29 protein-coding genes and 1 tRNA gene are annotated in these 26737 nt (G+C 65.0%); 22 read left to right on the top strand and 8 right to left on the bottom strand.

The genetic code is table 11. The features are described from left to right. The first annotated feature begins 24 nt into the window (after nt 1-24). Nucleotides 25-1764, top strand: a complete 1740-nt coding sequence (mutL, locus tag QU596_RS03635) for a DNA mismatch repair endonuclease MutL (protein WP_308517230.1) — start codon at nt 25-27, stop codon at nt 1762-1764. A gap of 7 nt (nt 1765-1771) precedes the next feature. Here the strand turns inward: mutL and QU596_RS03630 are convergent, their stop codons facing one another. After that, a complete protein-coding gene (locus tag QU596_RS03630; RefSeq protein WP_308517228.1) occupies nt 1772-2608 on the bottom strand; it encodes a formate/nitrite transporter family protein in 837 nt (278 codons plus the stop codon). 97 nt (nt 2609-2705) lie between these two features. Between QU596_RS03630 and QU596_RS03625 the strand changes: the two genes are divergently transcribed. The 4 genes from QU596_RS03625 (at nt 2706) to QU596_RS03610 (ending at nt 4197) form a co-directional block, all read left to right on the top strand. After that, entirely contained in the window at nt 2706-2963 is a 258-nt protein-coding gene (locus QU596_RS03625; RefSeq protein WP_308517226.1) for a hypothetical protein, read from the top strand. Between the two features lie 58 nt (nt 2964-3021). Further along, nucleotides 3022-3402 (top strand): fluoride efflux transporter CrcB, encoded by a 381-nt coding sequence (gene crcB, locus QU596_RS03620; RefSeq protein ID WP_308517225.1) that lies wholly within the window; start codon nt 3022-3024, stop codon nt 3400-3402. A gap of 10 nt (nt 3403-3412) precedes the next feature. Then, entirely contained in the window at nt 3413-3958 is a 546-nt protein-coding gene (gene ppa, locus QU596_RS03615; RefSeq protein WP_308517223.1) for an inorganic diphosphatase, read from the top strand. A gap of 62 nt (nt 3959-4020) precedes the next feature. Beyond that, the gene (locus tag QU596_RS03610; RefSeq protein WP_308517221.1) at nt 4021-4197 is read left to right on the top strand and encodes a hypothetical protein; all 177 of its coding nucleotides are present in this window, start codon (nt 4021-4023) and stop codon (nt 4195-4197) included. Here QU596_RS03610 and ilvC read toward each other — a convergent pair whose 3' ends face one another. Together ilvC and miaA are read right to left on the bottom strand one after the other, a co-directional pair. Continuing rightward, nucleotides 4198-5169, bottom strand: a complete 972-nt coding sequence (gene ilvC / locus QU596_RS03605; RefSeq protein WP_308517220.1) for a ketol-acid reductoisomerase — start codon at nt 5167-5169, stop codon at nt 4198-4200. It lies immediately after the preceding gene. A gap of 9 nt (nt 5170-5178) precedes the next feature. After that, nucleotides 5179-6108, bottom strand: coding sequence for a tRNA (adenosine(37)-N6)-dimethylallyltransferase MiaA (miaA, locus tag QU596_RS03600; RefSeq protein ID WP_308517219.1), 930 nt, complete (start codon nt 6106-6108; stop codon nt 5179-5181). Here miaA and serB point away from each other — a divergent pair. Then, the gene (gene serB / locus QU596_RS03595) at nt 6095-6985 is read left to right on the top strand and encodes a phosphoserine phosphatase SerB (protein ID WP_308517218.1); all 891 of its coding nucleotides are present in this window, start codon (nt 6095-6097) and stop codon (nt 6983-6985) included. The two genes, miaA and serB, sit on opposite strands and share 14 nt — an antisense overlap. Here serB and QU596_RS03590 read toward each other — a convergent pair whose 3' ends face one another. Beyond that, nucleotides 6986-7894: an SPOR domain-containing protein gene (locus tag QU596_RS03590; protein ID WP_308517216.1), complete on the bottom strand. Its 909-nt coding sequence runs from the start codon at nt 7892-7894 to the stop codon at nt 6986-6988. Between the two features lie 134 nt (nt 7895-8028). Between QU596_RS03590 and QU596_RS03585 the strand changes: the two genes are divergently transcribed. The 3 genes from QU596_RS03585 to QU596_RS03575 are packed head-to-tail and all read left to right on the top strand — an operon-like array spanning nt 8029 to nt 10741. Beyond that, a complete protein-coding gene (locus QU596_RS03585; RefSeq protein ID WP_308517215.1) occupies nt 8029-8751 on the top strand; it encodes an AAA family ATPase in 723 nt (240 codons plus the stop codon). A gap of 12 nt (nt 8752-8763) precedes the next feature. Further along, a complete protein-coding gene (locus tag QU596_RS03580) occupies nt 8764-9429 on the top strand; it encodes a hypothetical protein (protein WP_308517214.1) in 666 nt (221 codons plus the stop codon). Between the two features lie 4 nt (nt 9430-9433). After that, nucleotides 9434-10741: an SPOR domain-containing protein gene (locus tag QU596_RS03575; RefSeq protein WP_308517213.1), complete on the top strand. Its 1308-nt coding sequence runs from the start codon at nt 9434-9436 to the stop codon at nt 10739-10741. On the opposite strand, the gene QU596_RS03570 is transcribed toward QU596_RS03575, so the two are convergent. Genes QU596_RS03570 through QU596_RS03560 form a run of 3 tightly spaced genes read right to left on the bottom strand, consistent with a single transcriptional unit; the run spans nt 10738 to nt 13222 of the window. Continuing rightward, entirely contained in the window at nt 10738-11628 is an 891-nt protein-coding gene (locus QU596_RS03570) for an aspartate carbamoyltransferase catalytic subunit (RefSeq protein ID WP_308517212.1), read from the bottom strand. The two genes, QU596_RS03575 and QU596_RS03570, sit on opposite strands and share 4 nt — an antisense overlap. 11 nt (nt 11629-11639) lie before the next feature. Continuing rightward, nucleotides 11640-12119: a Holliday junction resolvase RuvX gene (gene ruvX, locus QU596_RS03565; protein WP_308517211.1), complete on the bottom strand. Its 480-nt coding sequence runs from the start codon at nt 12117-12119 to the stop codon at nt 11640-11642. Beyond that, nucleotides 12107-13222, bottom strand: coding sequence for a DUF3089 domain-containing protein (locus QU596_RS03560; protein WP_308517210.1), 1116 nt, complete (start codon nt 13220-13222; stop codon nt 12107-12109). Before QU596_RS03560 ends, ruvX begins: the two co-directional genes overlap by 13 nt. A 180-nt stretch (nt 13223-13402) precedes the next feature. Here QU596_RS03560 and QU596_RS03555 point away from each other — a divergent pair, with 180 nt between their 5' ends. The 10 genes from QU596_RS03555 to QU596_RS03510 all read left to right on the top strand — a co-directional run bounded on the left by QU596_RS03555 (nt 13403) and on the right by QU596_RS03510 (nt 23632). Beyond that, on the top strand, nt 13403-14035 hold the full coding sequence (locus QU596_RS03555; protein ID WP_308517208.1) for a PEPxxWA-CTERM sorting domain-containing protein: 633 nt from the start codon (nt 13403-13405) through the stop codon (nt 14033-14035). Between the two features lie 108 nt (nt 14036-14143). Beyond that, complete coding sequence (locus QU596_RS03550) at nt 14144-14746, top strand: hypothetical protein (RefSeq protein WP_308517207.1); 603 nt, start codon at nt 14144-14146, stop codon at nt 14744-14746. 9 nt (nt 14747-14755) lie between these two features. Further along, entirely contained in the window at nt 14756-16015 is a 1260-nt protein-coding gene (locus QU596_RS03545; protein WP_308517205.1) for a L,D-transpeptidase family protein, read from the top strand. 48 nt (nt 16016-16063) lie between these two features. After that, nucleotides 16064-16351 (top strand): Asp-tRNA(Asn)/Glu-tRNA(Gln) amidotransferase subunit GatC, encoded by a 288-nt coding sequence (gene gatC, locus QU596_RS03540; RefSeq protein ID WP_308517204.1) that lies wholly within the window; start codon nt 16064-16066, stop codon nt 16349-16351. Continuing rightward, on the top strand, nt 16351-17826 hold the full coding sequence (gene gatA, locus QU596_RS03535) for an Asp-tRNA(Asn)/Glu-tRNA(Gln) amidotransferase subunit GatA (RefSeq protein WP_308517203.1): 1476 nt from the start codon (nt 16351-16353) through the stop codon (nt 17824-17826). Before gatC ends, gatA begins: the two co-directional genes overlap by 1 nt. Next, a complete protein-coding gene (gatB, locus tag QU596_RS03530; protein ID WP_308517202.1) occupies nt 17826-19298 on the top strand; it encodes an Asp-tRNA(Asn)/Glu-tRNA(Gln) amidotransferase subunit GatB in 1473 nt (490 codons plus the stop codon). Before gatA ends, gatB begins: the two co-directional genes overlap by 1 nt. A gap of 9 nt (nt 19299-19307) precedes the next feature. After that, nucleotides 19308-20927, top strand: coding sequence for an alkaline phosphatase family protein (locus QU596_RS03525; protein WP_308517201.1), 1620 nt, complete (start codon nt 19308-19310; stop codon nt 20925-20927). 70 nt (nt 20928-20997) lie between these two features. Further along, nucleotides 20998-21780: a hypothetical protein gene (locus QU596_RS03520; RefSeq protein WP_308517200.1), complete on the top strand. Its 783-nt coding sequence runs from the start codon at nt 20998-21000 to the stop codon at nt 21778-21780. Further along, entirely contained in the window at nt 21780-23003 is a 1224-nt protein-coding gene (locus QU596_RS03515; protein ID WP_308517199.1) for a M48 family metallopeptidase, read from the top strand. The genes QU596_RS03520 and QU596_RS03515 overlap by 1 nt, the downstream gene beginning before the upstream one ends. Nucleotides 23004-23014: 11 nt before the next feature. Next, nucleotides 23015-23632, top strand: a complete 618-nt coding sequence (locus QU596_RS03510) for a hypothetical protein (protein WP_308517198.1) — start codon at nt 23015-23017, stop codon at nt 23630-23632. On the opposite strand, the gene QU596_RS03505 is transcribed toward QU596_RS03510, so the two are convergent. Continuing rightward, nucleotides 23629-23826 carry a hypothetical protein gene (locus QU596_RS03505; protein ID WP_308517196.1) on the bottom strand — a complete coding sequence of 66 codons (198 nt, stop codon included), beginning with the start codon at nt 23824-23826 and terminating at the stop codon, nt 23629-23631. The genes QU596_RS03510 and QU596_RS03505 overlap by 4 nt on opposite strands. Before the next feature lie 109 nt (nt 23827-23935). Here QU596_RS03505 and QU596_RS03500 point away from each other — a divergent pair. The 3 genes from QU596_RS03500 (at nt 23936) to QU596_RS03490 (ending at nt 26715) form a co-directional block, all read left to right on the top strand. Then, nucleotides 23936-24020, top strand: a tRNA-Leu gene (locus QU596_RS03500). Between the two features lie 84 nt (nt 24021-24104). Continuing rightward, nucleotides 24105-25688 carry a trigger factor gene (tig, locus tag QU596_RS03495; RefSeq protein WP_308517936.1) on the top strand — a complete coding sequence of 528 codons (1584 nt, stop codon included), beginning with the start codon at nt 24105-24107 and terminating at the stop codon, nt 25686-25688. Between the two features lie 70 nt (nt 25689-25758). After that, on the top strand, nt 25759-26715 hold the full coding sequence (locus QU596_RS03490; RefSeq protein ID WP_308517195.1) for a glycosyltransferase family 2 protein: 957 nt from the start codon (nt 25759-25761) through the stop codon (nt 26713-26715). The last annotated feature ends 22 nt before the right edge of the window (nt 26716-26737 follow it).

The following is a 26737-nucleotide window of genomic DNA, read 5'->3' as shown; positions in this document are numbered from 1 at the left end:
CCGAATGGGCTAGGAATGGTTAACATGTCAATAAGAAGGCTGCCCCCGGAACTCGTCAACCGCATCGCCGCCGGCGAGGTGGTGGAACGCCCCGCCAGCGCGCTTAAAGAACTTGTGGAAAACTCGCTCGACGCCGGGGCGCGGCAGGTTTCGGTCCGCCTGCAGGCGGGTGGCCTCGAACTCATCGAAGTGACCGACGACGGATCGGGCATGACGCCGGACGAAATGCGGCTGGCGCTTGAGCGTCACGCAACGTCCAAGCTGTCGACCGATGCGATCGACCGCATCGAAAGCTTCGGCTTCCGGGGCGAGGCGCTGCCGTCCATCGCCAGCGTCTCGCGATTGACCCTGGAAAGCCGGCCGCGCGGGAGGGACGGTTGGCGCATCGTCATCGATCATGGCGAACCAGGCGGGGAAGGGCCGGCGGCACTTCCGCCTGGGACGCGCATCCGCGTCGAAGGCCTGTTCGACAAGGTGCCCGCCCGCCGCAAGTTCCTCCGCAGCCCGCGGGCCGAATATGCCGCCTGCCTCGACGCAATCCGCCGCCTCGCGATGGCTCGCAGCGATGTCGGGTTCACGTTGGAGCATGATGGCCGCCGCATCCTGACGCTGCAGGCGGCCGATGCGCCGACCCGCGTAGCTGAGCTGCTAAGCCATGAGCTCGACCGCCATGGCGTTGGGATCGAGTGCGTCCGTGACGGCGTGTCCCTTAGCGGCGTGATCAGCCTGCCGACCTTCAATCGCGGCGTCGCCGACCAGCAATATCTGTTCGTCAATTCGCGGCCGGTGAAGGATCGCCTGCTTGTCGGCGCTTTGCGCGCGGCATATCGCGACCTGATCGCCCGTGACCGGCACCCGATCGCCGCCCTGTTCCTCGACGTTCCGCTCGACGAAGTGGACGTCAACGTGCACCCGGCGAAAACCGAGGTGCGTTTCCGCGATCCCGCCGCCATTCGTGGTCTCATCGTCGGCGGCCTCCGCCGTGCGCTCGACGAGGAAAGTCAGCGCAGCGCTGCGCGAGAGCAGGCCGCCGCGCCGGTTATGTGGACGAGCAGCAACAGCTACACGCCGGAGCCAGGCCTCAGCCTCGGCGTTCCATGCGTTCGCGAGGAACAGCGGAGCTTCGAACCGTTGACCTTCGTTCCGCAGGCCCGCGCCGAATCGGCGGTCGAACCGGTCCGCGACTTTCCGCTTGGCGTTGCGCGGGGACAGGTGGCCGCGACCTACATCGTCGCCGAAGCCGAAGACGGTCTGATCATCGTCGACCAGCATGCGGCTCACGAACGGCTCGTTCTCGAACGGATGCGCGCGGCGCGGGAAGGTGGCGCGGTCGCGCGGCAGGCGCTGCTGCTGCCCGAGGTCGTCGAGCTCGACGAACCCGATTGCGACCGTCTCGAAGCTGCCGCCGGGGAGCTCGGCGGCATGGGGCTCGATCTTGAGCGGTTCGGTCCTTCGACCATGCTCGTCCGCGCCGTCCCAGCGGCGCTCGGCAAGACGGATGCTGCGGGACTTCTCGCCGACCTTGCCGCGGAAATCGCGGAGCTGGGCGGCCCGCTCAGCCTGCGGGACAAGCTGGACCTCGTCGCCGCGACGATCGCATGCCATGGCTCCGTTCGCGCCGGCCGCATCCTCTCGGTCCCCGAGATGAATGCCTTGCTTCGCGAAATGGAAGTCACGCCGCGCTCCGGCCAGTGCAATCACGGCCGCCCCACGTGGGTAAAGCTGGGCCACGGCGAAATCGAGAAACTGTTCGGCCGGAAATAGTCAGCCGTCAGACTTCCTTGCGCACCTGAGCATGGTTCAGCAGTGCGACGAACACCACACCGCCGATCGAGTTTCCAAGGAACGCGGGAATTAGGAAGCGCATCGCATAGTCGGACCTCCCGATCGCCCCCCGCATTGCGGCAAGCGCGGTCTCGGCGGAGCCTGCGATCACGTGACTGAATTCACCGGCCGAGATCAGCCAGGTTACCGCGACGATGACCAGAATGCGTGCTGCTCCCGCCGCCGGCATCAGCCAGACCATGAGCGCGATAAGCCATCCGGCGACGATCGCCTTGGCCAACACGGCCACAAAGCCCGGCTCGACTGCCTTCACGCCGAGGTCCGTCATCGACTGCAGATATTCCGGTTTCAGGAGGTGCGGCATCGTCATCGCGGCGGCAAACAAGGTCGTCCCCAGGATATTCGCTGCGAACACCACGGCCCAATAGCGGCCGACCGCCGAGAGGGAATGCGAGCCATGGAGCGCTGGGAGCATGGCCGTCAGCGTCGTCTCGGTAAACAGCTGTTGTCGGCCCATCGTGACGAAGATGAAGCCGAGCGCGTACCCAAAGGCCGCGACGAGGGGTCGCCATGGCGTGTCCGGTAAGGCGGCCATTAGCACGCCCTGTCCGAGCATCGAAGTGCCGATGGTCAAACCGGCGGCAAGGCCCGACCAGGCGACTGATGAGGAATGTCGCTCAAGCTCCTCGGTGCCTTCCAGCCTAATTGCTTCATGAACCACCTTCGCGGAGGTGCTCGATCGCTCGTCGGCTTCTTCGATCTCCCGATTGGACAATGGAGATCCTTGCTTTTCCTTGCGGATCATCTGCTCGCGGTCGGCCATATGCGCATAACTCGCTGGGGCAGCGGGAAGGCTCAACGGATGTTACTCTGCGGAACATTTGGTCCTCACGCCTTTTGACTGGCCGAAGGAGCGCGACATGAGTGACGACAAAAAGCCGATGCAGGCGTCGGGATCCGACGGGCTTGGCGAGGAGCTGGCGGAAGAGAAAGACACGCCCAGCGCGGATCGCCCGGATATGGCGACCAATCCGGGGCCATTTGGCGGCGGCGCTTACCCCAGTCCGCACAATGATCCGGACAACGCCGATCCGCAGAATACCTTCATGGGTCATGGCGGCCAGAGCGACCTTGGGAGGATGGGCGATCAGGATAAGGGGCCTGACGAGGACGAATAGCCAAGCGTCCGCCGCAGTGGCATCACTATGGTGGTGAACTTATCGAGCGGTCGGACTTATGCTCTTTCTGGTTGTGTTTCTAGGCGCGGGCATCGGCGGCGCCCTCCGCCATGGCGTAAATGTCGGGGCTGCTCGCCTGTTCGGCCTCGGCTTTCCTGCCGGCACGCTGATCGTCAACATCCTTGGCTCATTCGCGATGGGTTTGCTCGCCGGATATTTCGCGATCCGCCCGGGCACCGACCAGCACCTGCGCCTGTTCCTGACCACGGGTCTCTTGGGCGGCTTTACCACCTTCTCCGCCTTCTCGCTGGACGCTGCGCTGCTGATCGAGCGCCATGCCTATGGCTTGGCGGCGGGCTATGCTTTGGGATCGGTCATCGCCAGCGTTTCGGCATTGTTCGTGGGGCTTGCCGCCGCTAGGGGCTGGCCCTTCCCTTAAGATTGCACTCATGAACATCGATCTCATTCCGACTGGCGATAACCCGCCTGAAAACATCAACGTCGTCATCGAAGTCCCCGTCGGCGGGGAACCGGTGAAGTACGAATTCGACAAGAAGTCCGGCGCCTTGTTCGTCGACCGCATCCTGCACACGCCAATGCGCTATCCGGCGAATTACGGCTTCGTGCCGCATACGCTGTCGCCGGACGGCGATCCGCTCGACGCGCTGGTCATCGCGCGCTCGCCATTCGTCCCTGGCTGCGTCGTCCGCGCCCGGCCGATCGGCGTCCTCAACCTCGAGGACGAGCACGGCGGCGATGAGAAGCTCATCTGCGTGCCGGTCGACACGACGTTCCCTTATTACGCGGACGTTGGGGAGCGGCAGGATCTGCCCTCGATCGTACTGCAGCAAATCGAGCACTTCTTCACCCACTACAAGGACCTGGAGCAGGACAAATGGGTGCGCATCGGGAAGTGGGGTGATGCAGCGGATGCAGCGCGCATTCTGGTTGAGGCGATCGATCGCGCCCGGCAGGCCGGCAAGGTCCCTGCCTGAGGTAGGATTTGCCCTGCTCCTGTGCTAAGCCCGCATTGGGCAAGCACTAAAGGAGCGGGGTCATGGCGACCGAAGACCGCATCTATTTCGCACAGCGAGCGGCTGAAGAGCAGGAGCGGGCCTCGTCGGCGACCGATCCGAACGCCGCGGAAGCCCATCGCCGAATGCGACTGGTCTATCTCGAGCGGGCAAGCGTTGGAGAGCGCGTGGCGTCCACCGTGCCGGAAGCAATCGGATAATCAGCTGGCCGGCTTCAACCGGCGGCGGGTGTTTTCGATCTCGCTCGACAGGTTTTCCCGCCGTTCGGCGTTCAACGCGGGATAGCCAGCGCCCGCTTCGGCGGTGAGTGCTGCGGCGAACTTGCCGGCACGGACCTCGGCGAGGATATCGGCCATGCGCTGGCGGACGCCGTTGTCGACAATCCGGCGGCCACCCAGCAGCGCGCCCAATTCTGCCGTGTTCGAAATGGCTTCCCGCATGCCGGCAATGCCGCGCGCCTCGATCAGGTCGGCGAGCAGCTTCAATTCGCCGACGCATTCAAGATAGGCGAGTTCGGGCGAACAGCCACCGTCGACCAAAGTCTCATAGCCCGCGATCAGAAGTTCGGGCACGGCGCCCCATACCACCGCCTGTTCATTGAACAGGTCCGCTTCCGCTTCTTCGGCAAAGCTGGTGGCGATAAGGCCGGCACGGCCGCTGCCAATAGCCCCGCCGTAAGCCAGAGCGATGTCGCGCGCCCGTCCGCTTGCGTCTTGCGCCACGGCCCAGGCGGCAATCATGCCTTTGCCGTCTAAGTAAAGCGACCGCAGCGCGGTTCCTGGCCCTTTTGGCGCGATGAGGAAGACGTCCAGGTCGTAGCGCGGCGAGATCAGCCCGAACCGCACCGACAGTCCGTGGCTGAAGCCGAGCGCGGAGCCTTCTCGAAGCGATTGAGCAATCTCTCCGTAAATCGCCGCATGATGCTCGTCCGGCGCCAGCATCATGGTGACGTCGGCCCAAGCCGCCGCGGCGGCCAAGGAAAGCACCGTCAGCTGCTCCCTTTCAGCTTCGGCCTGACTGGCAGAGCCTTCCCGGAGGCCGATCGCGACCTCAGCGCCGCTGTCCCGCAGGTTCAGCGCCTGTGCCCGGCCCTGATTGCCGTAGCCAATGATCGCTACTCGCTTGCCGCTAAGGGCCGCTGGGTCGATGTCGGCGTCGCGTATCCAGTCCATGGGCTTCGCCTAGCCCCCCGGGCTCACCAGGGACAGGGCTTCGGGCAAATTGTCGACGTCCAGCGCCTCCCGGATTCTCGGCCAGTCCGCTGGCGGCTGGTGCGCGAACCAGGTGTACTGCCGCTTGGCGTAGCGGCGCGTGGCCTGGCTTGCGGCGGCGATTGCCGCATCCAGCGTTTGACGTCCCAGCAGATAGTCGGCGATTTCGCTCACGCCGATCGCTCTCATCACGGGCAGGTTCGGGTTGAGATGCCGTGCGAGCAGCGCTTCGACTTCGGCTACCGCGCCCTGATCGATCATATGTCCAAACCGCTCATCGCAGCGCGCGTAAAGCCATTTGCGCGGCGGGAGCAGGATCATCGGCCGAAGCGTGACGTCTTCGGCGATTCCTCCGTGCTTTTCCTGCTGCCATTCGGCCAACGTCCTGCCGGTCGAGAGCATGACTTCCAGCGCCCGATTGATCCTCGCGCCGTCGGTCGGTCGGATGCGCTCGGCCGCCATAGGGTCGAGAGTCCGCAGCTTCGCCGCATTCTCATCAACCGGGGTTGCGCGCACGCGTTGGCGAATGGCTGGATCAATCGCCGGTACGGGCGCGATGCCGTCTAGAAGCGTACGTAGATAGAGGCCCGTCCCGCCGACAAGGACCGGTACCCGACCCTCGCCGTGAATTTTCGCGATTTCGCCTTTCGCCAAGTCAGACCAGTCAGCGGCGGAGCAGGGCAGGGCGCCGTCGCGCACGCCGTAAAGCCGGTGCTCCGCGCGGCTCAGCTCCTCGTCGGTCGGGGCCGCGCTCAATACCCGCAGATCACGATAGATTTGCGCGCTGTCGGCGTTGACGATGACGCCTCCGATTTGCTGAGCTAGCGCCAGCGCCAGGCCGGACTTCCCGCTCGCAGTGGGTCCGGCGATAACGACGAGAGGAGGCTTGGACGACGGCATGGCGATTGCGACGTTGATAGCATCGGGGAAGCTGGATGACAGGCTGCTCGACCGCACGCTGGGTCTGCTGCGCGAGCTGGATCCGAAGACCAGCTTTCTCGCTTGGATCGACGAAGGCGATGCCGCCGACCTGCGCTTCTCCGGAAGCGGCCGCGATGCCCGCTGGGCTCTCGACGGATTGGATGGGGTGGATATCGTCGTTCAGCCGGAGGAGCCGCGCTGGAAACGGCTGTTCGTCGCCGACATGGACTCCACGATCATTGGCCAGGAATGCATCGATGAGCTCGCCGACTATGCCGGGATGAAGGACAAGGTGGCGCGAATTACGGAGCGGGCGATGCAGGGCGAGTTGGATTTTCCCGGCGCCCTGCGGGAACGCGTGCGGTTGCTAGCCGGCCTGGACGAGCGCGAGCTTCACCGTTGCCTGACGGAGCGGGTGCATCTTACCGACGGGGCACGCACCTTGGTCCAGACGATGAGGGCCGGTGGATCGAGCTGCTTGCTCGTCTCGGGCGGTTTCCTGTCCTTCGCCGAGCCGGTCGCGCGCATGGTTGGGTTTGACCGCGTCAAGGCGAACCGGCTGGTATTCGCTGGCGGCAAGCTGTCGGGAGAGGTTGGCGATCCAATCGTTGACGGTATGGCCAAGCGCGATTCGTTGATTGAAGCGCGGGAGAGACTAGGGTTGAAGCCGCGGGACGTGATGGCAATCGGGGACGGCGCGAACGACAAGTCGATGATCCAGGAAGCGGGGCTTGGCGTCGCTTTCCGCGCCAAGCCTGCTCTCGTTGAAGTCGCCGATGCCGAGCTCCGCTATCACGGTCTCGATGCTTTGTTGTGGGTCCAGGGCGTTCGCCGGCGGGACTGGTTCCGGAAGTGATTAGCCCTTCGGGACTGGGAAGCAGGCGGTGCCAAGCGTTGCGCAGGCGGCGGCGGCGGCCTGCCGGCTGACGAATGGCCCGACCTGAAGGCGGATGACATTCCCGGCAGCGACATAAGCTGGGCCGCGCCCGGCCAAAGCCGGCTTTGCGGCGACGCGCCGGTACATGGCCTCGGCGGAACCGCGCTGTGTGAAAGCGCCGAGCTGGATGCGCCAATTGCCCGTCGCGGGCGAAGGTGCAGCCTTGGCCACGCGCGGCGGCGGGGCCTTGGGTGCAGCGGCCTTCGGCGGTGTCTTAGGCAGGGGTGCCTGTACTGACTTCACCGGTTTGCTCGCCGATCGCGCAGCGCCGTTTGGGATCGACCGCGCGAGCACCAGCGCCTTCTGCCTGTCGCCCGGGGCCATCAAGCCATCGAGTTGGTCGAGCGTTTCCTTGGCGGGTCCAAGGCCCTGCTGCGCGGCGCGGCTGACGAAGGCGTAGCCAAGCAGCCGATCCTGCGGGACGGCGTCGCCATTATAAAGTGCAGTCCCGTAGACTAGCAGCGCGCGTGGTTCCCCCTGGTCGGCCGCGCGGCGCAGCCATTTGAGGCCCTGCTGCTGGTCGCCATTCTGGAACAGCAGCAATCCAAGCGTCGTCTGTGCGTCGAGATGCCCGGCATTCGCCGCGCGCTCGAACCACGTCTTCGCAGCGCCGAGGTTGATCGTCGTTCCACGCCCGAGGCGATAAGCCTGGCCCAGATTGAACTGCGCATCGGCATCGCCACTCTCCGCGAGCGGTCGCCAGATCGACACAGCTTTGGAATAATCGGCGCGCTGCCACGCATCGATGCCCGCTTTTACCGACTGCGCCGAGAGGGGCGCGGCCGCGCCGACGAGCAAAAACGCTGCAATCAAGTGTTTCAAATTCATGCGTTAACTCACCCTTGATCGAGCTTAGCCTAGGCATTTCTAACCGCCAACACTGTCGTCGCATGTTAACCAGATTTTAGAGCCTCTGGTGTCACTCCCCTCCTCGAATTGGCGTTTACCGCGAGGGGAAAAGCATGCGCGTCCTGGCAATGGCATCGCAGAAGGGGGGATCCGGCAAGACGACCTTGTCCGGCCATCTGGCGGTGCAGGCACAGCTCTCCGGGGCTGGCCCGGTCTGCCTGATCGACATCGATCCGCAAGGCAGCCTTGCCGACTGGTGGAATGAGCGTGAAGCCGACATGCCGGCTTTCGCCCAGACCACGGTCGCTCGACTTGCCAGCGATCTTGAAGTTCTTCGGCAGCAGGGATTCCGCCTAGCCGTCATCGACACGCCGCCGGCGATCACCATGGCGATCCAGAGCGTCATTGCGGTGGCTGAACTCATCGTCATCCCGACTCGGCCGAGCCCGCACGATCTGCGCGCCGTGGGCGCGACGGTTGATCTGTGCGACCGCGCGGGCAAGCCGCTGATCTTCGTGGTCAACGCGGCCACGCCCAAAGCCAAGATCACCTACGAAGCCGCTGTTGCACTGTCGCAGCACGGCACCGTGGCACCGGTCACCTTGCATCATCGCACCGATTTCGCCGCCTCGATGATCGACGGCCGCACCGTCATGGAAGTCGACCCCAACGGCCGCTCCGCCAAGGAAGTGACCGAACTGTGGGAATATATTTCCGACCGTCTCGAGAAGAATTTTCGCCGGACCGTCTTTGCGGCGCCGGGCGCGGCACCGGGCATCGGTGCGGCAAGCCCTCGGCCCGTCGGAGGCTTCGGCCGCCGCGTCGTCGGCCAGTAAGGAGCAACCGGGGTGGCCATCGAAGCCAAACCTTTCGCCTCTCTGTCTTCCGGCCTGCTCGCCCGCAAGGGCGCCGCTCGTCCGGCCATGCGTCCGCAGGGCTTCGGTCAGGTTGGTGCCGGCCTCGAGGATCTCGGCTGGAACGACATGGGGTTCGAAGCGCCGAAACCGGCAGTCGCGCCGCGTGACGAAAGTCATGATGCTTTCGGCGAAGTCGTCGATCATCCGCGCGCTCACTCGCTCGGCCTGACGCCGGTCGAGTCGCCGGTCCATCATCAGCAGGCTGAGATCGTCGAGCGCATCTATGACGCAAACGACGGTGATGACGTCGCCGATGAAACGGCCGAGCTTTACGAGCCGAAATCGGTCGAAGCGGTACCCGCAGCGGAAGCTAAACCGGTCACCGAGCCGGTTGTCCAGCCGGTCGTTCAACCCGTCGTCGTGCCGATCGCCAAGCCGGCCGCATTCCGCGCGCCGCGCACTCGTGCTGCGCCGGGCTCGAAGGGCAAGGCCGCGTTTACGCTTCGTTTAGACCCGGAGCGCCATTTGAAGCTTCGGCTTGCTTGCGCCGTCGGTGGAAGGTCGGCGCAGCAGCTTGTGACCGATGCGCTCGATCAGTTGCTCGAGCGTATGCCCGAACTCGACGGGCTAGCCGCAAAGGCAAATCGCAGGGGGTAAGTTCATGAATATGTCGCTTCGCACGACCACCGCCGCTTCGCTCGTCGTCCTCGCTTCGATGGTCGCCGGTTGCGCGACATCCACGACCAGGGTCAACGGTGCGCAGTTCGGCGGAAAGGCCGACGTCAACGTCGGTCTCGCGACGAAGGCGCTTGCCGCGCTCAACTCGAACAACGTGCCGATGGCCATCGATTATGCCGAGCGCGCGGTTGCGAAGACGCCGAATGACGCGGGCTTCCGCACTTTGCTGGGCAACGCCTATTTCGCCGGCGGACGCTTCCGTTCAGCGGAAGCCGCCTATCGCGACTCGCTGACGCTCTATCCGGAACAGCCGCAGATCGTGCTGAAGCTCGCGCTGGTGCAGATCGCCCAGGGGAAGAATCGCCAGGCGGTCGGCTTTCTTGCGCAAAATCGCGGTTCCCTGAACGTTTCCGATTACGGTTTGGCTTTGGCGCTTGCGGGCCAGCCGGGTGAGGCGGTTGCCGTTCTGGATTCGGCCGCGCGCAGCAAGGACGCGGACGCGACCGTTCGGCAAAACCTCGCCCTTGCCCATGCGCTCGCGGGTCAGTGGGAAGAAGCCCGCGTCATCGCCAGCCAGGATGTGCCCGCCGGTCAGCTCGATGGCCGCATCCAGCAGTGGATGAAGCTGGCGTCACCCAAGTCGGCGGCCGACCAGGTCGCGTCGCTCGTCGGCGTAACCCCTGCCGCCGTCGATGCAGGTCAGCCGGTCCAGCTCGCTCTGAACAAGACCGATACTCAAGTTGCGGACGTTGCCGCGCCGGTCGCTGCGGCCGTGGTTGCCGCAGCCGCCCCGGTTGCGAAGCCGCAGCCAGCGCCGCTCGCGCCTCAGCCGGCTCCTGTTCAGCTCGCGGTCGCCCCGGCACCGCCGCCGCCTCGGCCAACGACCCTGACGTCCTTTGCCATGGCCGCCGTCAACGAAGCCAAGGCGGCCGTCGCGGCGATGTTGCCCGCAAAGGCGACGGTTCGCCCGGTCAAGGCTAGCTACTCGAAGTCTCGCCCGGTCGCTTCAGGTACATCTGCGGCCGTTGTCCAGCTTGGAGCCTACGGTTCGCCGCAGCGCGTGCTGGCCGCCTGGAACGAGACGGCTCGCAAATATTCCGCGCTCAAGGGCTACGCCCCGATGAGCGCGCGCTTCGCCAGCGCTAAGGGCACCTTCTATCGCCTTTCGGTTCACGGCTTTGCGAGCGATCGCGATGCCCGTCTGACCTGCGAAGCCCTGCGTCGGCAGGGGGGAAGCTGCTTCGTTCGCAACACTGCGGGCGACGCGCCGGTGCAAGTCGCCTCGCGCTAATTGCGCGCGTCGATCACGCGTTCGAGGCAGGCCATCCGAACGGCGACGCCCATCTCCACCTGAAGGGCGATGAGCGAGCGCTCCGGATCGTCGGCGATGCTGCCATCGATCTCCACGCCGCGGTTCATAGGCCCGGGATGCATGATGACGGCGCCCGGGGTCGCTGTGGCTAGCCGCTCGGCGGTCAGGCCGTAGCGGGCAAGATACTCGCCCGGCGCGTCGCCCAAATCGTCTTCCAGGCGCTCGCGCTGAACGCGCAGCATCATCACCACGTCGGCCCCGGCGATAGCTTCAGCGACCGACAGTTGCGGGACGTCCGGCGGAAGCAATTCGGGCGGTCCGGCAAGTCTTACCTCGGCACCCAGGCGCGGGAGCAGCTTGGCGTTCGACCGCGCGACCCGACTGTGCCGGATGTCGCCGCAGATCGCGATTTTGAGTCCCTCGACGCGGCCGAGCCGACGGCGGATCGTCGCCGCGTCGAGGAGCGCCTGGGTGGGATGCTCGTTCGTCCCGTCTCCAGCGTTGAGTACTGGCGCCTCGACGATTTCGGCAACGACAGCAGGTGCGTGATTCTCGCGGTGGCGGATAACGAGCGCGTCCGGTCGCATCGCATTGAGCGTACGCGCGGTGTCCTCCAGCGTCTCTCCCTTGGCGACCGAGCTTCGCTCGACCGACAAGGCAATGGCGGAGGCCCCGAGCCGGTGCGCGGCGGTCGCGAAGGACATCGCGGTTCGTGTCGAGTTCTCGTAGAAGACGTTAAATACAATCCGCCCGTGCAGGCGTTCGCTGCCGCGCCGCCCGCGATTGCCGGAAAAATAGAGATCCGCGGTGTCGAGGATCGCCGCAATCTCATCATTCGGCAGTCCGTCGATCGAAAGAATATCCATAGCCGCAGTGCTTATTGCGGGCCGGGAAGGTTGACCAGCGCGTCGATCGCGCCCTGCAGGATATGCGCCGCCGCAAGGGCATCGACGCGTTCGGCCCGCTTTGCGCGGCTGACATCGGCGTCGATCATCGCCCGCTGGACCGCCTGCGTCGACCAGCGCTCGTCCCACAGCAGGATCGGCAGCTCGAGTGGGGCAAGGTTGCGCGCAAAGGCGCGGACCGACTGGGTGCGCGGGCTGTCGCTACCGTCCATGTTCAGCGGCAGACCCACGACGAGGCCGACACTCCCTTCGCGCGCGATGAAGTTTTTGAGCGCCTCAACATCTTTCGTGAATTTCGTCCGCCGGATCGTTTCGGCCGGCCCGGCGAAGTGCCAGCCGGCGTCGCAGAGGGCGAGGCCGATTGTCTTGGTTCCGACGTCCAGACCGGCAAGCTTACCGCCTGCAAGCTGCCCTGCGAAGGTGCCCGTGTCAGACGTGACTAATGCGACCATGCCGCCAGCCGCCGCTCGGCATCCCGCCGGATCGAGCCCCAGAACAACGCGTAATCGTAGACGTGATAATTATTACCCGGAAGCGTGAACGATCCCATCTGCGGGACCTGCCCGGACAGGATCAGCAGCCCCTTGTCGCACCGTGCGCCGACGGCGCCGACGCTGAGGGCCGCCGATTGCATGTCTGCCGATGGGATCAGCGTGCCGGCATTTTGCGAAGGGGGAGCGACGCCGTCCTTCGTTCCGGTGATTGGATTCACGCACAACGTGTCCGCGTGCCTCCGCTCACCGCCGTCGTAACCTTTGGTCTTCTCCCATTCGTTGAAGATGAAATCGGGATTTGGCGGGTCTCCGAAGGTCATCCACGACAAGATACATCCGCCTTCGTTGTCGTTCGTGCAGGCGGGCAAGCCGAGGGCAGGCAAATCCGCTGTCGTGCTGATCGGCCAGCCCACGACGTAAGCCGCGACGATTCGCCCCGCGATGGGCTTGCCGGCGATTTTCTCGCGCAGCAGCCGTTCGAGATGCAAGGCGCCCTGGCTGTGCCCGGCGAGTATAATCGGAGCGTCCGCCGGAATTGTCTTCACGAATTCATCGAACGCGGCAGCCACGTCAGAATAGGCGAAGCCAAGGGCCTGTTCAGCGTCCCGGCTGTTCAGAAGGAAAGCGCCATAAGCGGCCTGACGATACCGCGGCGCCCATATTTCGCCCAACTGGCTAAAGGCGCTGGCCTGGCTCTGCACGAACAATCGGCTCCGATATTCGCTGTCGCCACCCGGGTTTAGCGGCGCGTTCCATCGATCGCGTGCGAGATAGGTCGTTGGCTGCAGGTAGAAAGTGCGGACGCCCGCGACGACGGGTGTGACGGTTGGCGCGCTTTCAGGCGACCACTGACTTGGATCGTCGGCAATCCCGGGACGTGCCAGCCAGTTTGCCGCCTGACTATAGTCCGGACCCGCGCCTGCTTCTGCGGCTCGGAAATGACCTTGAGGCACCGCCTGGCTAACCAGCGCCCGCGCGCCCCACTGATAGATAGCGAAAGCGCCGGCCACGAACAGCAGGATGAGGATCAGGATGGCAAGGAGAAAGCGGCGGGCACACATGTGGCGAGCGCCCTATTGGGCCGCGAAGGCCGCGGCAAGCGGCGCTCCCGCCTCCGTGAAAACACCCATTGACTCGCAACTGAAACAAACCTTTGTTAAATGAGAGTTAACCAGAGTGGCGACTCGGCTCGATAACGCTGTCGTCTTCGGGGGCAATGTAGAAGACTAGGGAGCAACACTATGAAGCGTTATGTTTTAGCGGTGGCCGCCGCAGCTACAGCGGTTTTTGCGGCCGCACCGACTACTGCCGCTCCGCTTATCGCAGGATCGCAGATAAGCTTGAACGGTTATGTGGTTGGAAGCCCTGCAGGTAGCATCAGCCAAGCGACCTCGCTTGACTTCACCGATGCAATGGGCACCACTGGTTCAGCTCCAGGCGTTCTTTCCAGCTATGGGGCCGGTTCAGGATCTTTCGCAGGCGTCGCTTGTACCTCGGCTCCATGCGGCTCCATCGTTGATCTAGCATCGCTCGCTATTGGCGCGCAGACGATCAACAATTTCGTCACTCTTACTGGCGGCAACAACGTTAATCCCATTTACTTCACGCTTCTTGGGATCCAGAGCATTACCCGCGGACCGAACGATCTTCTCCAGTTCACCGCTTATGGCACGATCAACTGGCTGGGTTATGACGCGACCCCCGGGAGCTTCAATTTCACAGCGCAAGCGAACAGCCTGACATCATTTTCCGCGACTACGGTAGCTAACGCGGTGCCCGAACCGGCCACCTGGGCGATGATGCTGCTCGGCTTCGGCGGTATCGGTTTCGCGATGCGTCGCCGTCGTCAGCCGACCCTCGCGCAAGTCGCGTAAGTCAGCTTCAGCGAAAGATTCGAGCGGCCCCGGGATACCGGGGCCGCTTTTGTTTTGCCTGCGAAAATCCTCGCGAGTATCATGGGATCACCAATGCAGGGGTCTCGCATGCGTACCGCCGCCCGCCTTTCACTCGCGCTCTCCGCTTCCGCTTTGACCGTACCGCCGGCCCATGCCCAATATTATCCGCAGCCGCAGTATCCGCAGCAGCCGTACAGCTACGGCTATAACGGCCCGGCCTACGGCAATTGGGGGCGGCTGGTCGGCAGCGACTACGGCAGCGCCCGCTATCAACTCAGCCGCAGTGGCTTTCGGCAGGTCGACAGCTTCGATGCCGGCCGCAGCCGTGAGGGATCGGTCTGGTCCAGCGACCGCTCCGGCCAATGCCTGCAGGTGATCGCCTCGCGCGGACGGGTTGAGTCCGTCAGCGACGTCCGCACCAATCCGCGTTGCGGTGGTGGCTATCAGGGCCCGCCGGTTGGCGGCATCGGCGGTGGGACGGCCCTTCTCAACGGCCTGATCGGAAAGGGCTTCAATCGCGCCGACGAGCGACTTCGGAAGAACGGCTTCCGGAACGTCGACAGCTTCACGACGAGCCCGAACAGCTACGCGACGATCTGGTTCAACGGCTATCAATGCCTCCAATTGACCACGGTCAACGGCGTCCTGAGCAATGCCGTCGACGTCGGCCGCCACCCGCGCTGCAGATAGCAAGCCGCCGTGCGACGACATTCTCTCATCTCGCTCGCACTGCTCACCGCCAGCCCATGCGTCGCGCAAGAAGGGCAGCAATCAGCGGTTCCATTTGCTCCGCCCGTCGATCTTGGCGTCGAAGCCTTCTACAACGCCCGCAACAACGCACCGCTTTGGTTCACAGACGACCGCACTCGTGCCGCGGCGACGCGCGTCGCGGCCCTGATCAGGACTTCCAGGATTGATGGCGTCACGGAATCGGCGCAGCTTGCGGATCGGGTGGATGCCGCCATCAAAAGCGGGACAGCCGCGGACGACCGCATTATCTCTCAAGCGTGGGTGACCTACGCCCGAGCACTTGCGGCTCCAGTGTCGGAAGTCGGATACGGCGATCCCTCGCGTCAGCTCAAACCGCAAAGCGCGGTCGCCATCCTTCACGCGGCGGCTCAGGCACCCTCATTGAGCGCGCACGTCGACCAGGTGGCGGCAGTTAATCCGATCTACGCATCTCTCCGCTCAGCTGCCCTGTCGGCGAACAGCGCGGAGAACCCGCAGGTCGCGGAGAGCCTTCGCCGTCTTCGCCTGATCCCTGCAGCGGGCCGCGCAATTTTTGTCGACATCAGCGCGGCGCAATTGATGATGCTGGAAGACGGGAAAGTCGTCGACAGCATGAAGGTCGTCGTCGGGAAGAGCGGTTCGCCGACGCCGGAACTGGCGGGCACCATCCATTACGTGACCTTCAATCCTTACTGGCACATCCTCGACGAGGTGGTGCAGCGAAAGGTCGCACCCGTCGTGCTTAAGCGCGGCGTGTCGTATCTGAAGGCAGCTCGATACGAGACCGTGTCCGACTGGATGAAGTCCGAACCGGTCGATCCTGCCACCATCGACTGGAAAGCAGTGAAGGACGGCACACAGCAGGTATTCATCCGCCAGCGTCCCGGCACGAACAACATGATGGGCGCGATGAAGTTCAGCTTCGAGAACGATCAGGACATCTTCCTCCACGACACGCCGCACCGTGAATTGTTCGCCAAGGCCAAGCGCAACTACAGCCTCGGTTGCGTTCGCCTCGAACGTGCGGCGGACCTTGCGCGCTGGCTGCTCAAGGGTGACCTGCCGCCTCCAGGGGACACCGCGGAGCATCATCAACAGCTGACCGAGGGCGTTCCGGTCTACTTGCTGAACTTGCCGGCGACGGTGCGCGACGGCCAGCTCGCCTTTGCGGATGGCCCGGTGCCTCAACTCAAGCTGGCCGCGGCAGCCTCGGACACCATCGCGCACTAATTCGCACCGCTTGCCGCTGAGAGACCCGCCCGCTATCCGCCCGGCGCAATGTCAGTCACTTCTCAGCAGGTCCGGCACATCGCCAAGCTCGCGCGCATCGGCATGGACGACGCGCAGATCGAGGCGCTGGTGCCCGAACTCAACAATATCCTCGGCTGGGTCGAACAGCTCGCCGAGGTGAACACCGATGGCGTCGAGCCGCTCACCGCGGTCATCGACCAGAAGCTTCGCCTCCGCGACGACGTCGTCAACGACGGCGACATCCGCGACAAGGTGCTCGCCAACGCACCCGAAGCGCAGCACGGCTTCTTCGCGGTGCCGAAAGTGATCGAATAGTGTCGGAGCTTACGTCCAAGACCATTGCCGAACTGCGCGACGGCTTCCGTGGCGGTGAATTCAGCGCGCGCGAAATCGCCGACAGCTTCAACGCGGCGGTCGCGGGCGCGAAGTCGCTTAACGCTTACACCGTCGAAACGCCTGAGGACGCGCTCGCCGCGGCCGAGGCCGCCGACAGCGCGCGTGGCTCAGGCAAGCTCGGATCGCTCGCCGGCATCCCACTTGGCATCAAGGACCTGTTCGCCACCGAAGGCGTCGACACCACGGCGGGTAGCAAGATCCTGCGCGGCTTCAAGCCGCCGTACGAAAGCACGGTCACCGCCAACCTCCGTAAGGCAGGCGCAGGCATGCTGGGCAAGCTCAACATGGACGAGTTCGCGATGGGCTCGTCGAACGAGACCAGCGCCTACGGCCCGGTGATTAGCCCGTGGCGGCGCCAGGGCAGTAATGTCGGCCTGACGCCCGGCGGCTCCTCGGGCGGCTCGGCGGCAGCGGTTGCGGCAGGCATCGCGCCCGGCGTGACCGGCACCGACACCGGTGGCTCGATCCGTCAGCCGGCCGCGTTCGTCGGCATTAGCGGCATCAAGCCGACCTACGGCCGCTGCTCGCGCTGGGGCATCGTCTCCTTCGCCAGCTCGCTCGATCAGGCGGGGCCGATGGCCAAAACAGTTCGCGACTGCGCGATCCTGCTCGAAGCCATGGCGGGGTTCGACCCCAAGGATTCGACCTCGCTCGATCAGCCGGTGCCGCGGTGGGAAGCGGGTTTGTCCAGCGATCTCAAAGGCAAGCGCGTCGGCATTCCCAAGGAATATCGCATCGACGGCGTTCCCGCGGAGATCAACGCGCTGTGGGATCAGGGCATCGAATGGCTGAAGGATGCCGGTGCGACGCCGGTCGAGATCAGCCTGCCGCACACCAAGTACGCGCTGCCGACCTACTACATCATTGCACCCGCCGAAGCCTCGTCGAATCTCGCCCGTTATGATGGCGTCCGGTACGGCCTGCGCGATGCGCCGGAGGGCGGCAATCTCGACGCCATGTACGCCGCGACCCGCGCCGACGGCTTCGGTGCGGAGGTCAAGCGCCGCATCATGATCGGCACCTATGTTCTGTCGGCCGGCTTCTACGACGCCTATTTCACCAAGGCGCAGCGCGTCCGCGCGCTGATCAAGCAGGATTTCCGCAAGGCCTTTGAGCAGTGCGACGTCATCCTCACCCCGACCGCGCCGTCGGCCGCCTTCGGCATCGGCGAAACGACCGATCCGCTGGCGATGTACCTCAACGACGTGTTTGCGGTCCCGGCGAGCCTCGCGGGCCTGCCGGCGATGAGCGTGCCGGGCGGCCTGGACGGGCAGGGGCTTCCGCTCGGCCTGCACCTGATCGGCAATGAGCTAGACGAGCAGATGGTCCTCAACGCGGGTCTCGCAATCGAAGAACGCGCCGGGTTCACCGCCCGGCCGGAGAAGTGGTGGTAATGGCTGACGCAGGCGCTCCTTTCCGCATCAAGGGCGAGACCGGCGAGTGGGAGGTCGTGATCGGCCTCGAGGTCCACGCGCAGATCACCGCTACCGCGTCCAAGCTATTCTCGGGCGCGGCGACCGCGTTCGGCGCCGAGCCGAATACGCAGGTCAGCCTGGTCGACGCGGCGATGCCGGGCATGCTCCCAGTGCCCAACCGCGAGTGCATTCGCCAGGCGGTGCGCACGGGCATGGCGATCGACGCGAAGATCAACAAATGGTCGCGCTTCGACCGGAAGAATTACTTCTACGCCGATTTGCCGCAGGGCTATCAGATCAGCCAGCTTTACCACCCGCTGGTCGGCGAGGGCGAGATCGAGGTCGAGCCGGAAGGCGCCGATCCGAAGACCATCGGCATCGAGCGCATCCACGTCGAGCAGGACGCGGGCAAGCTGATGCACGACCAGCACCCGACCATGAGTTACGTCGACCTCAATCGCTCGGGCGTCGCGCTGATGGAGATCGTGTCGCGCCCCGACATGCGCTCGCCCGCCGAGGCCGGCGCGTACCTCCGCAAGCTGCGCTCGATCCTGCGCTACGTCGGCTCGTGCGACGGCAACATGGAAGAAGGCTCGATGCGCGCGGACGTCAACGTCAGCGTGCGCAAGCCCGGTGACGAGTTCGGCACCCGGACCGAGACGAAGAACGTCAACAGCGTCCGCTTCGTCATGCAGGTGGTCGAGCATGAAGCGCGCCGCCAGGTCGAGCTGATTGAGGAGGGCGGCATCGTCGCGCAGGAAACGCGGCTGTTCGACCCGGATAAGGGCGTCACCCGGCCACTGCGGTCTAAGGAGGACGCGCACGACTATCGCTATTTCCCCGATCCCGACCTGCTGCCGCTGGAACTCGACGACGCGTTCCTCGAGGAGTGCCGCAAGTCCATCCCCGAACTGCCCGACGCCAAGCGCAAGCGGTTCGAGCTGATGGGCATCTCGCCTTACAACGCGGGCGTGCTCACGGCTGAGGTCGAGACCGCGGGCTGGTTCGACGCGCTCCTCTCGAACGACGTTGATCCCAAGCAGGCGTCGAATTGGGTTGTTGCCGAGCTGTTCGGCGCGCTCAATCGCCTCGGCACGACCATTGCGGAGAGCCCGGTATCGCCAGCCCATGCGGCCGGATTGCTGAAGCTCGTCGCCGACGGCACCATCAGCGGCACGATCGCCAAGACGGTCTTCGAAAAGATGCTCGAAAGCGGCGACCCGGCTGACGTCATCGTCGAGCGCGAAGGCCTCAAGCAGACCAGCGACACCGGCGCGATCGACGCGGAGATCGACAAGGTGCTGGCCGCCAACGCCGACAAGGTCGCCGAGTACAAGGCGGGCAAGCAGCAGCTGTTCGGCTTCTTCGTCGGCCAGACGATGAAGGCCATGGCCGGCAAGGCCAATCCCGGCGTGGTCAACGAGAGGCTGCGCGCCAAGCTCGATTCCTAAGAGGTGCTGATGCGTTTGAAGCTGTTCGCCGCCGCCGCGGCCCTGTTCGCCTCGGCGTCGCTCGCGCAACCGGCCAGGCCGCCGAAGCTCCTCGTCGTCATCTCGGTCGACCAGTTTTCGGCCAATCTGTTCGACGAATACCGCCCGCAGTTCACCGCCGGTCTTGCGCGGATCGCGTCGGGAACGGTTTTCCGCAATGGATATCAGAGCCACGCGGCGACCGAGACCTGCCCCGGCCATTCGACGATCCTCACCGGATCGCATCCGGCACGGACCGGTATCATCGCCAACAACTGGATCGACCAGTCGGTCGGGCGCAGCGACAAGTCGGTCTATTGCGCGGAGGACGAGACGCAGCCGGGCACCAGCTCGACCGCGTACAAAGTGTCGCCGAAGCATCTGCTGGTGCCAACGCTCGGCGAGCTGATGAAGGCGCGCTGGCCGGGCAGCCGAAACGTCGCGGCGTCGGGCAAGGACCGCGCGGCCGTCATGATGACCGGGCACAACGTCGACCAGCGCTGGTACTGGACCGGCAAGCAATATTCGACCGACCTCAATGTCGCGCCGCCCGCCGTCGTGGCGAAGGTCAACGCACTGGCCGCGCAGGGACTGGCCACCGCGCGCGAGCCGCTCGAGACCACGCCGTTCTGCCAGACCAAGGCCCGCGCGGTGCCCGTCACCGGCGGCGGCAAGCCCGTCGGTACCGGCAGGCTCGCCCGCGCCGCCAATGACCAGACCGCCTTCCGCCAGTCCCCCGAGTTCGACGGCAACACGCTCGCGCTTGCGGCGGCGCTGGTCGACGAGATGCAGCTGGGCCGCCGCGCCGACCCGGATCTTCTCGCGATCAGCCTGTCCGCCACAGATTACGTGGGCCACGGCTTCGGCACGGAAGGCGAGGAGATGTGTCTTCAGCTAACGGAACTCGACCGCGAGATCGGCGACTTCCTTAAGGTGCTCGACAGCCGCGGTATCGATTACGCCGTGACCCTGACCGCCGACCATGGCGGCAAGGACGTTCCGGAGCGTGAGCGTCTGGCCGGCGTGGCCGACGCTGCCCGCGTCGACCCGGCGCTCAACGTATCGAACATGGGCAAGGCGCTGATGGCGAGGCTCGGTTTGCCAGGGCCGGGCCTTCTCGGCGAAGGCAGTTTCGGCGACATGTACATCGACAAGCGCCTTCGCGCAGGTGAGCACGATCGTTTATTGAAGGCGGCACTCGCGGCCTACCGCGCGCATCCGCAGGTTGAAGCCGTCTTCACCGCACGGCAGATCGCCGCCACGCCGATGCCGCAAGGCGACCCCGTCAAATGGACGCTGCTCCAGCGTGTCCGTGCGAGCTATCACGCGGGCCGGTCGGGCGATTTCTATGTCGCCCTGAAACGAGATATTACGCCTATCGCGGACACCAGCCGCGCCGTCGCGACGCACGGGTCGGTGTGGGACTACGACCGCCGCGTGCCGATCCTCTTCTGGCGCCCGGGCGTTGCCGGCACGACTGTCGAGCGAAGTGCGGAAACGACCGACATCCTGCCGACGCTCGCCTCGATGATCGGTCTGCCGGTGCAAGCGTCCAGCATTGACGGCCACTGCCTTGCGGACGTTCCCGGCACGACCTGCCCCAGGCGCTAACTGTCTCAAAATAGGCTACTTTTCTTTCAGCGGCAGTTGAGGCATGACTCCAGGTGGAGAGGGGTCGTGCATGCGTAAACGGGGACTTGGGCTGGCCTTGGCGGCGACCGCGTTGCTCGGCGGCTGCGTCCAGACGCGGCAATATGCCGACATGCAGTTCACGCCGCCGTCGGGCGACTACAAGCTGCTCGTCCTTCGGCCCGATGTCACCGTCGGTTCGCTGACCACTGGCGGGATGGTCGAGCCGCGCGCCGACTGGACCGAGCAGGCACGCCGCAGCGTCACCGAGGCGCTTCGTGCGCAGCAGGCCGGTCGCGGCGGCAAGATGACGATCGTCGAGCACCGCAACGAAGTTCCAGGCGTCACCGCGCAGGAGCTCGCCGAGGTCGAGCGGCTCAATTACGTCGTCGATCAGTCGATCGTTCTTCACAAATATCTCGGCGAGACGCTGCCGACGAAGCGCGGCAAGGGACTCGACTGGACGCTTGGACAGGACGCTGTGAAGCTGGGGCAGAAGTCCGGCTTCGACTACGCGCTATTTCTCCATGCGGAGGATCAGATTGCCTCCGGTGGCCGCATCGCGCTCGGCGTCATCGGGCTCGCCGGCTGCTTCATTGGCTTCTGCGCGCCCAATGTCGGCGGCCAGCAACAGCTCGACTACGCCTCGCTTGTCGATCTCAAGACCGGCGAGGTCGTCTGGTTCAACGTGGTCCAGGCCGGCAGCCAAGTGCCCGGCATCAAGTTCGGCGACCTTCGCACGCCCGAAGGCGCGGCGCAGATGGTCGACCGGCTGCTCGGCCGCATGAAGCCCGGCCGTGCCGTCCGCCAGCAGCAAGCGCAGGAGCGGCGCTGATGTGCCTGCGCTGCGATGCGCTTAGCCGGCGCTCGCTGCTCGTCGGCGGCGGTCTTGCCGCGGCCGCGCTGCACACCGGCGTCGCGCACGCGCGCGTTCGCCCCCAAGACATGGTCCCGCTGATCGGCCCCGGCTACCGCCCGACCGAGCGCGACGAGATCGGCCTGTGGCAGCAGATGGAGCGCGTGGAGGAGGAGATCGCCGGCTCGAACCTGGTCGTCGACGATCCAAAGCTGGCCAGCTATCTGCAGAACCTGATCGGCACCGTCGGCGGTCCTGCCGCCAAGGACTTCCGCATCTATCTGGTCCGCATCCCGGACTTCAACGCGATGATGTTTCCTAGCGGATTTGCGGTGGTCTTCTCGGGGCTGCTGCTGCGGATGCGCAACGAGGCGCAACTCGCCGGCGTCATCGCGCACGAGTCCGGCCATTTCCTGCGCCGCCACATGATCCGCTCCTGGCGTGACCAAAAGCGCAAAAGCGACATCTTCGCGGTCGGCGCCATGCTTGCCGGTGTCGGCGGGGCGGGGGCCGGCGTCTACCTCGGCGATTACGTCCAGCTCGCCCAACTCGGCACCATTCTGTCGCTGTTCCAGTACAGCCGGCTGATGGAGGCCGAAGCCGACGCGATGGGCGCGAAGCTTCTCGCCGACACCGGCTACCCGCCGGTCGAGATGGCCAACATCTGGCAGCAGCTGATCGGCGAGGCCGACGCCAGCGCGCGCTATCGCGGTAAACGCCGACGCCGCGGCTCGCTGTTCGACACGCACCCCTCGGACGTGACCCGCATGACTGACCTGCGCGCCGATGCTGCCGAGATCACCGTGCCCGGCAAGCCGTACGGTGCCCGACGCGCGCGCTACCTGGATATGATCGCCGCGATCCGCCCGACCTTGCTCGATGACCAGGTCAAGCTGAACGACCCCGGTGCCAGCCAGTATCTGATCCAGACGCTGGCGCAGGATGGCTGGAACGGCCTGCTGCGCTTCTACGAGGGCGAGGTCTGGCGGCTGCGCAACCGCAAGGGCGATGAGCCGCGGGCGGCGCAAAGCTATGCCGCTGCGGTCGCTTATCCTGATGCGCCGGCGGACGCTTGGCGCTGGCACGGCATCGCCCTGATGAAGCAGGGCCGCGCCGGGGAGGCGAAGGCCGCTTTTGCCCGCTACCTGACCATGAAGCCTGACGCACCGGATGCTGCCTGGGTGCGGCAGATGGCCGGATGAGGAGCGATCCCGTGAAGAAATTTCTCCTCTCTCTCGCTGCCCTTGCGGTCAGCGCCTGCTCGTCACTTGGCGGCGGCGACTACGGTTACAGCGACTACAGCTTCGTCCGCGTGGCGCGCGTCAACGTCGGCGACGACACCATGTCCGTCGTCGCCCCACGACCGTGGAACAGGCACCGCCCGATCTTCTTCGAGGACATTCGCCAGGTGGAGGACTGGACCCTCAACGGCCCGTTGCTCGACGGCATGAGCTTCGTCAGTGGCCTCAAGGACAACAAGAGCCTGATCCGCCAGCGCCGGACCGACAACCAGCAGGTGCCGCTGTTCCGCGCGAACATGACGCCGCCCGAGATCGCCGCGATGATTGAGAGTCTGTACCGCGTCCGCGCGGGGACCGTCGATTTCAAGACGCTTTCGCTGGCGCCGCGTCCATTCCTCGGCACCAACGGCTTCCAGCTTGATTACGAGCATCTCGACAGCGATGAGCTGTGGCGACGCGGGCGTGTGGTAGGCACCGTCATCAACGGGCACCTTTACCTGATCCTGTTAGACGCAGCGAAGTCCCATTACTGGGACGTCACGTTGCCCGATTTCGAAGCCGTCGTCGCTTCTGCTCAGCTGCGGGCCTAGCTGACCGGCGAAATCGGCGTTGTCGGCGGCTGCGTTCCCGGCGAGGCCGGTGACGGCACGTCGACGTCCGGCGTCGCCCCGGGCTCCTCCGCCGGCGCGGGGCTCGGCTGCGGTGCGGCTGGCGGCTCGGGTGCCGTTGGCGGTGTTGGAGCAGTCGGCGGAGTAGGGGCTTCCGGCGGTGGTTCCTGTTGCATGGTCGGTCTCCTCGCAAGCTGAACGCCGCTGATGCGTCGGAGGTTGCCGCCGTCAGACGGGTTGCTCAACGGGCCCGCCCTGTTATAGGCCGCGCACCTTGGCGTCCGCGCGGGCGTGGCGGAATTGGTAGACGCGCTGGATTTAGGTTCCAGTATCGCAAGATGTGGGGGTTCGAGTCCCTTCGCCCGCACCATCACGCCACTCTGCCCATCCGCGGACGGGCAAAGTGCGTGATCCACGCAAGACATAGATTTCATCGGGAACGAACAACGTGGCCATCAAGACTGTCGAGACTGAGAACGAAGGCCTGAAGCGCGGCTTCATGCTGACCATCCCCGCTAAGGACATTGAAGCGCGGGTTGACCAGGAAGTGAAGCGCATCGCGCCGCAGGTGCGCATGCCCGGCTTCCGTCCCGGCAAGGTGCCGCCGAACCTGATCCGAAAGATGCACGAGGACTCGCTCCGCGGCGACGCGCTCAATGCCTCCGTCCAGGAAGGCGTTCAGCAGCTTCTGACGGAACAGAAGATCCGTCCGGCCATGCAACCGCAGGTCGAGCTGGACGAAGGCTATGCCCATGGCAAGGACGCCGAAGTCCGCGTCAATCTCGAAGCGCTGCCGGACGTCCCGACGCCATCGATCGACGACATCGCTCTCGACCGTCTGACGGTCGAGCCGGACGCCGACGCACTGGAAGAGCAGATCAAGACCTTCGCCAGCCAGAGCAAGCGCTGGGAAGACGCGCCCAAGAAGCACGCCGCCGCCAACGGCGATCTCGTGGTCATGGACTTCGAAGGCTCGATCGACGGCACGCCGTTCGAAGGCGGCAAGGGCGAAGACATGCAGGTCGAGCTGGGCTCGGGCAACCTGATCCCCGGCTTCGAGGACGGGCTCATTGGGGCCAAGGCCGGCGACAGCCGCAATGTCGAAGTCAAGTTTCCCGACGACTATCAGGCGAAGAACCTCGCCGGTAAGGCCGCGACCTTCGCGGTGACGGTCAAGAACGTGAAGACCGCCGGCGAGCAGAAGATCGACGACGATTTCGCCAAGTCGCTCGGCCTGACCGACCTCGAGCAGCTCCGCGGCCTAATCCGCGGCCAGATGGAGCAGGAGCTTAACGGCCTGACCCGCACGCACATGAAGCGTCAGCTGCTCGACCAGCTCGCCTCGCGTCACGACTTCCCGGTTCCGCCGTCGATGGTCGAGGCCGAATATCAGAACATCGTCGCCCAGCTGCGCCACGAAGCCAGCCACGAGGAAGACGAAAAGGCCGCGCTGGCCGAAATCGAGGCCGATGCGGACGATTACCGCCGTATCGCCGAGCGCCGCGTCCGCCTTGGCCTGCTTCTGTCGGAAATCGGTTCGGCTAACGGCGTCGACGTGACCGAGCAGGAAATGCAGCGCCTGGTGATGCAGGCCGCGTCGCAATATGCGCCCAAGGACCGCGAGAATTTCGTCCGCTACATCCAGCAGGAGCCGATGGCCGCCGCGCAGCTTCGTGCGCCGCTGTACGAGGACAAGGTCGTCGACTTCCTGTTCGCGAAGGCCAAGATCAACGACCGCAAGGCGACCCGCGCCGAGCTGGAAGCGGACCTCGAGTCCGAAGAAGGCCACGTCCATGGTCCAGGCTGCGGCCACGACCACGGCGAGAAGCCGGCGAAGAAGACGGCTGCCAAGGGCAAGGCGAAGGCGGCTGCCAAGGACGAGGCCGTTGCCGAAGCGCCGGCCAAGGGCCCGGTCGAAAAGGCTTCGGCCAAGCCCAAGGCGGCCAAGCCGGTGAAGGATGCGGCCCCCGCCAAGGCCCCCGAGGCGAAGGCCGAAGCCAAGCCGGCCGCGAAGAAGGCCCCGGCCAAGAAGAAGTAGTCCGTTCGTCCTGAGCTTGTCGAAGGACTGCCTTTCTTTCTACACCGCGAGAGAAGGGCAGGGTTTCGACATGGCTCAGCCCGAACGGGGGACGATCTTGGCAAGTCAGCAACCGCGCATCGCCGTCCTGCTTCCGTGCTACAATGAGGAAGCGGCCATCGGCGCGACCGTCGCCGGCTTCCGCGCCGCGCTGCCCGGCGCCACCGTCTACGTCTACGACAACAACAGTCGCGACCGCACCCGCGAGGTTGCGACGGAGGCGGGCGCCGTCGTCCGCACCGAGCGCCAGCAGGGCAAGGGTCACGTCGTCCGTCGGATGTTCGCCGACATCGATGCCGATGTTTACGTGATGGCCGATGGCGACCTGACCTACGATCCCAAGGCCGCGCCGGCGATGGTCGACCAATTGCTCTCCGAACAGCTCGACATGGTCGTCGGCACGCGCAAGCACGAAGAGGCAAGTGCGTATCGCGGCGGTCACGTGCTCGGGAACAAGCTGTTCACCGGCCTTCTTTCTGGGCTGTTCGGCCGCAGTTTTAGCGACATCTTTTCCGGCTACCGGGTTTTCTCGCGCCGCTTCGTGAAAAGCTTCCCGGTGCTGAGCTCGGGTTTCGAGATCGAGACCGAGATCAGTGTTCACGCGCTGGAACTCCGTATGCCGGTCGGAGAAGTTGAAACAGCTTATGGCGCGCGGCCCGAGGGCTCCGCCTCGAAGCTGTCCACCTACGGCGACGGCTGGCGCATCCTGAAGACGATCGGCACGCTCTACCGCGTCGAACGCCCCGTTCTGTTTTACGGAAGCATCGGCGCGCTCCTCGTTGCGCTGGCCATCGTGCTCGCGGTTCCGCTGGTGATCACCTACCTGCACACCGGCCTTGTGCCCCGCTTCCCGACTGCGATCCTGGTCACGGGAATGATCATTATCGCGGTGCTTTGTTTCTTCGCGGGCCTTATTCTCGACACCGTTACAAGGGGCCGTCGGGAGGTCCGAAGGCTCGCCTATCTTTCGTTAGAGGCTCCGCGATAACTGTCGCGGAATAGCCGCACCC

The organism is Sphingomonas flavescens, assembly GCF_030866745.1.
Taxonomy (GTDB): Bacteria; Pseudomonadota; Alphaproteobacteria; order Sphingomonadales; family Sphingomonadaceae; genus Sphingomicrobium; species Sphingomicrobium flavescens.
Note: the sequence above shows the minus strand (reverse complement) of the source record. Positions and strands in the feature narration are given on the sequence as shown.

What these genes read in the sequence shown, in the direction of transcription:
- mutL (WP_308517230.1), top strand. Translation starts at nt 25, where the DNA reads ATGTCAATAAGAAGGCTGCCCCCGGAACTCGTCAACCGCATCGCCGCC.
- QU596_RS03630 (WP_308517228.1), bottom strand. Translation starts at nt 2,608, where the DNA reads ATGGCCGACCGCGAGCAGATGATCCGCAAGGAAAAGCAAGGATCTCCA.
- QU596_RS03625 (WP_308517226.1), top strand. Translation starts at nt 2,706, where the DNA reads ATGAGTGACGACAAAAAGCCGATGCAGGCGTCGGGATCCGACGGGCTT.
- crcB (WP_308517225.1), top strand. Translation starts at nt 3,022, where the DNA reads ATGCTCTTTCTGGTTGTGTTTCTAGGCGCGGGCATCGGCGGCGCCCTC.
- ppa (WP_308517223.1), top strand. Translation starts at nt 3,413, where the DNA reads ATGAACATCGATCTCATTCCGACTGGCGATAACCCGCCTGAAAACATC.
- QU596_RS03610 (WP_308517221.1), top strand. Translation starts at nt 4,021, where the DNA reads ATGGCGACCGAAGACCGCATCTATTTCGCACAGCGAGCGGCTGAAGAG.
- ilvC (WP_308517220.1), bottom strand. Translation starts at nt 5,169, where the DNA reads ATGGACTGGATACGCGACGCCGACATCGACCCAGCGGCCCTTAGCGGC.
- miaA (WP_308517219.1), bottom strand. Translation starts at nt 6,108, where the DNA reads ATGCCGTCGTCCAAGCCTCCTCTCGTCGTTATCGCCGGACCCACTGCG.
- QU596_RS03590 (WP_308517216.1), bottom strand. Translation starts at nt 7,894, where the DNA reads ATGAATTTGAAACACTTGATTGCAGCGTTTTTGCTCGTCGGCGCGGCC.
- QU596_RS03585 (WP_308517215.1), top strand. Translation starts at nt 8,029, where the DNA reads ATGCGCGTCCTGGCAATGGCATCGCAGAAGGGGGGATCCGGCAAGACG.
- QU596_RS03575 (WP_308517213.1), top strand. Translation starts at nt 9,434, where the DNA reads ATGAATATGTCGCTTCGCACGACCACCGCCGCTTCGCTCGTCGTCCTC.
- QU596_RS03570 (WP_308517212.1), bottom strand. Translation starts at nt 11,628, where the DNA reads ATGGATATTCTTTCGATCGACGGACTGCCGAATGATGAGATTGCGGCG.
- ruvX (WP_308517211.1), bottom strand. Translation starts at nt 12,119, where the DNA reads ATGGTCGCATTAGTCACGTCTGACACGGGCACCTTCGCAGGGCAGCTT.
- QU596_RS03560 (WP_308517210.1), bottom strand. Translation starts at nt 13,222, where the DNA reads ATGTGTGCCCGCCGCTTTCTCCTTGCCATCCTGATCCTCATCCTGCTG.
- QU596_RS03555 (WP_308517208.1), top strand. Translation starts at nt 13,403, where the DNA reads ATGAAGCGTTATGTTTTAGCGGTGGCCGCCGCAGCTACAGCGGTTTTT.
- QU596_RS03550 (WP_308517207.1), top strand. Translation starts at nt 14,144, where the DNA reads ATGCGTACCGCCGCCCGCCTTTCACTCGCGCTCTCCGCTTCCGCTTTG.
- gatC (WP_308517204.1), top strand. Translation starts at nt 16,064, where the DNA reads ATGTCAGTCACTTCTCAGCAGGTCCGGCACATCGCCAAGCTCGCGCGC.
- gatB (WP_308517202.1), top strand. Translation starts at nt 17,826, where the DNA reads ATGGCTGACGCAGGCGCTCCTTTCCGCATCAAGGGCGAGACCGGCGAG.
- QU596_RS03525 (WP_308517201.1), top strand. Translation starts at nt 19,308, where the DNA reads ATGCGTTTGAAGCTGTTCGCCGCCGCCGCGGCCCTGTTCGCCTCGGCG.
- QU596_RS03520 (WP_308517200.1), top strand. Translation starts at nt 20,998, where the DNA reads ATGCGTAAACGGGGACTTGGGCTGGCCTTGGCGGCGACCGCGTTGCTC.
- QU596_RS03515 (WP_308517199.1), top strand. Translation starts at nt 21,780, where the DNA reads ATGTGCCTGCGCTGCGATGCGCTTAGCCGGCGCTCGCTGCTCGTCGGC.
- QU596_RS03505 (WP_308517196.1), bottom strand. Translation starts at nt 23,826, where the DNA reads ATGCAACAGGAACCACCGCCGGAAGCCCCTACTCCGCCGACTGCTCCA.
- QU596_RS03490 (WP_308517195.1), top strand. Translation starts at nt 25,759, where the DNA reads ATGGCTCAGCCCGAACGGGGGACGATCTTGGCAAGTCAGCAACCGCGC.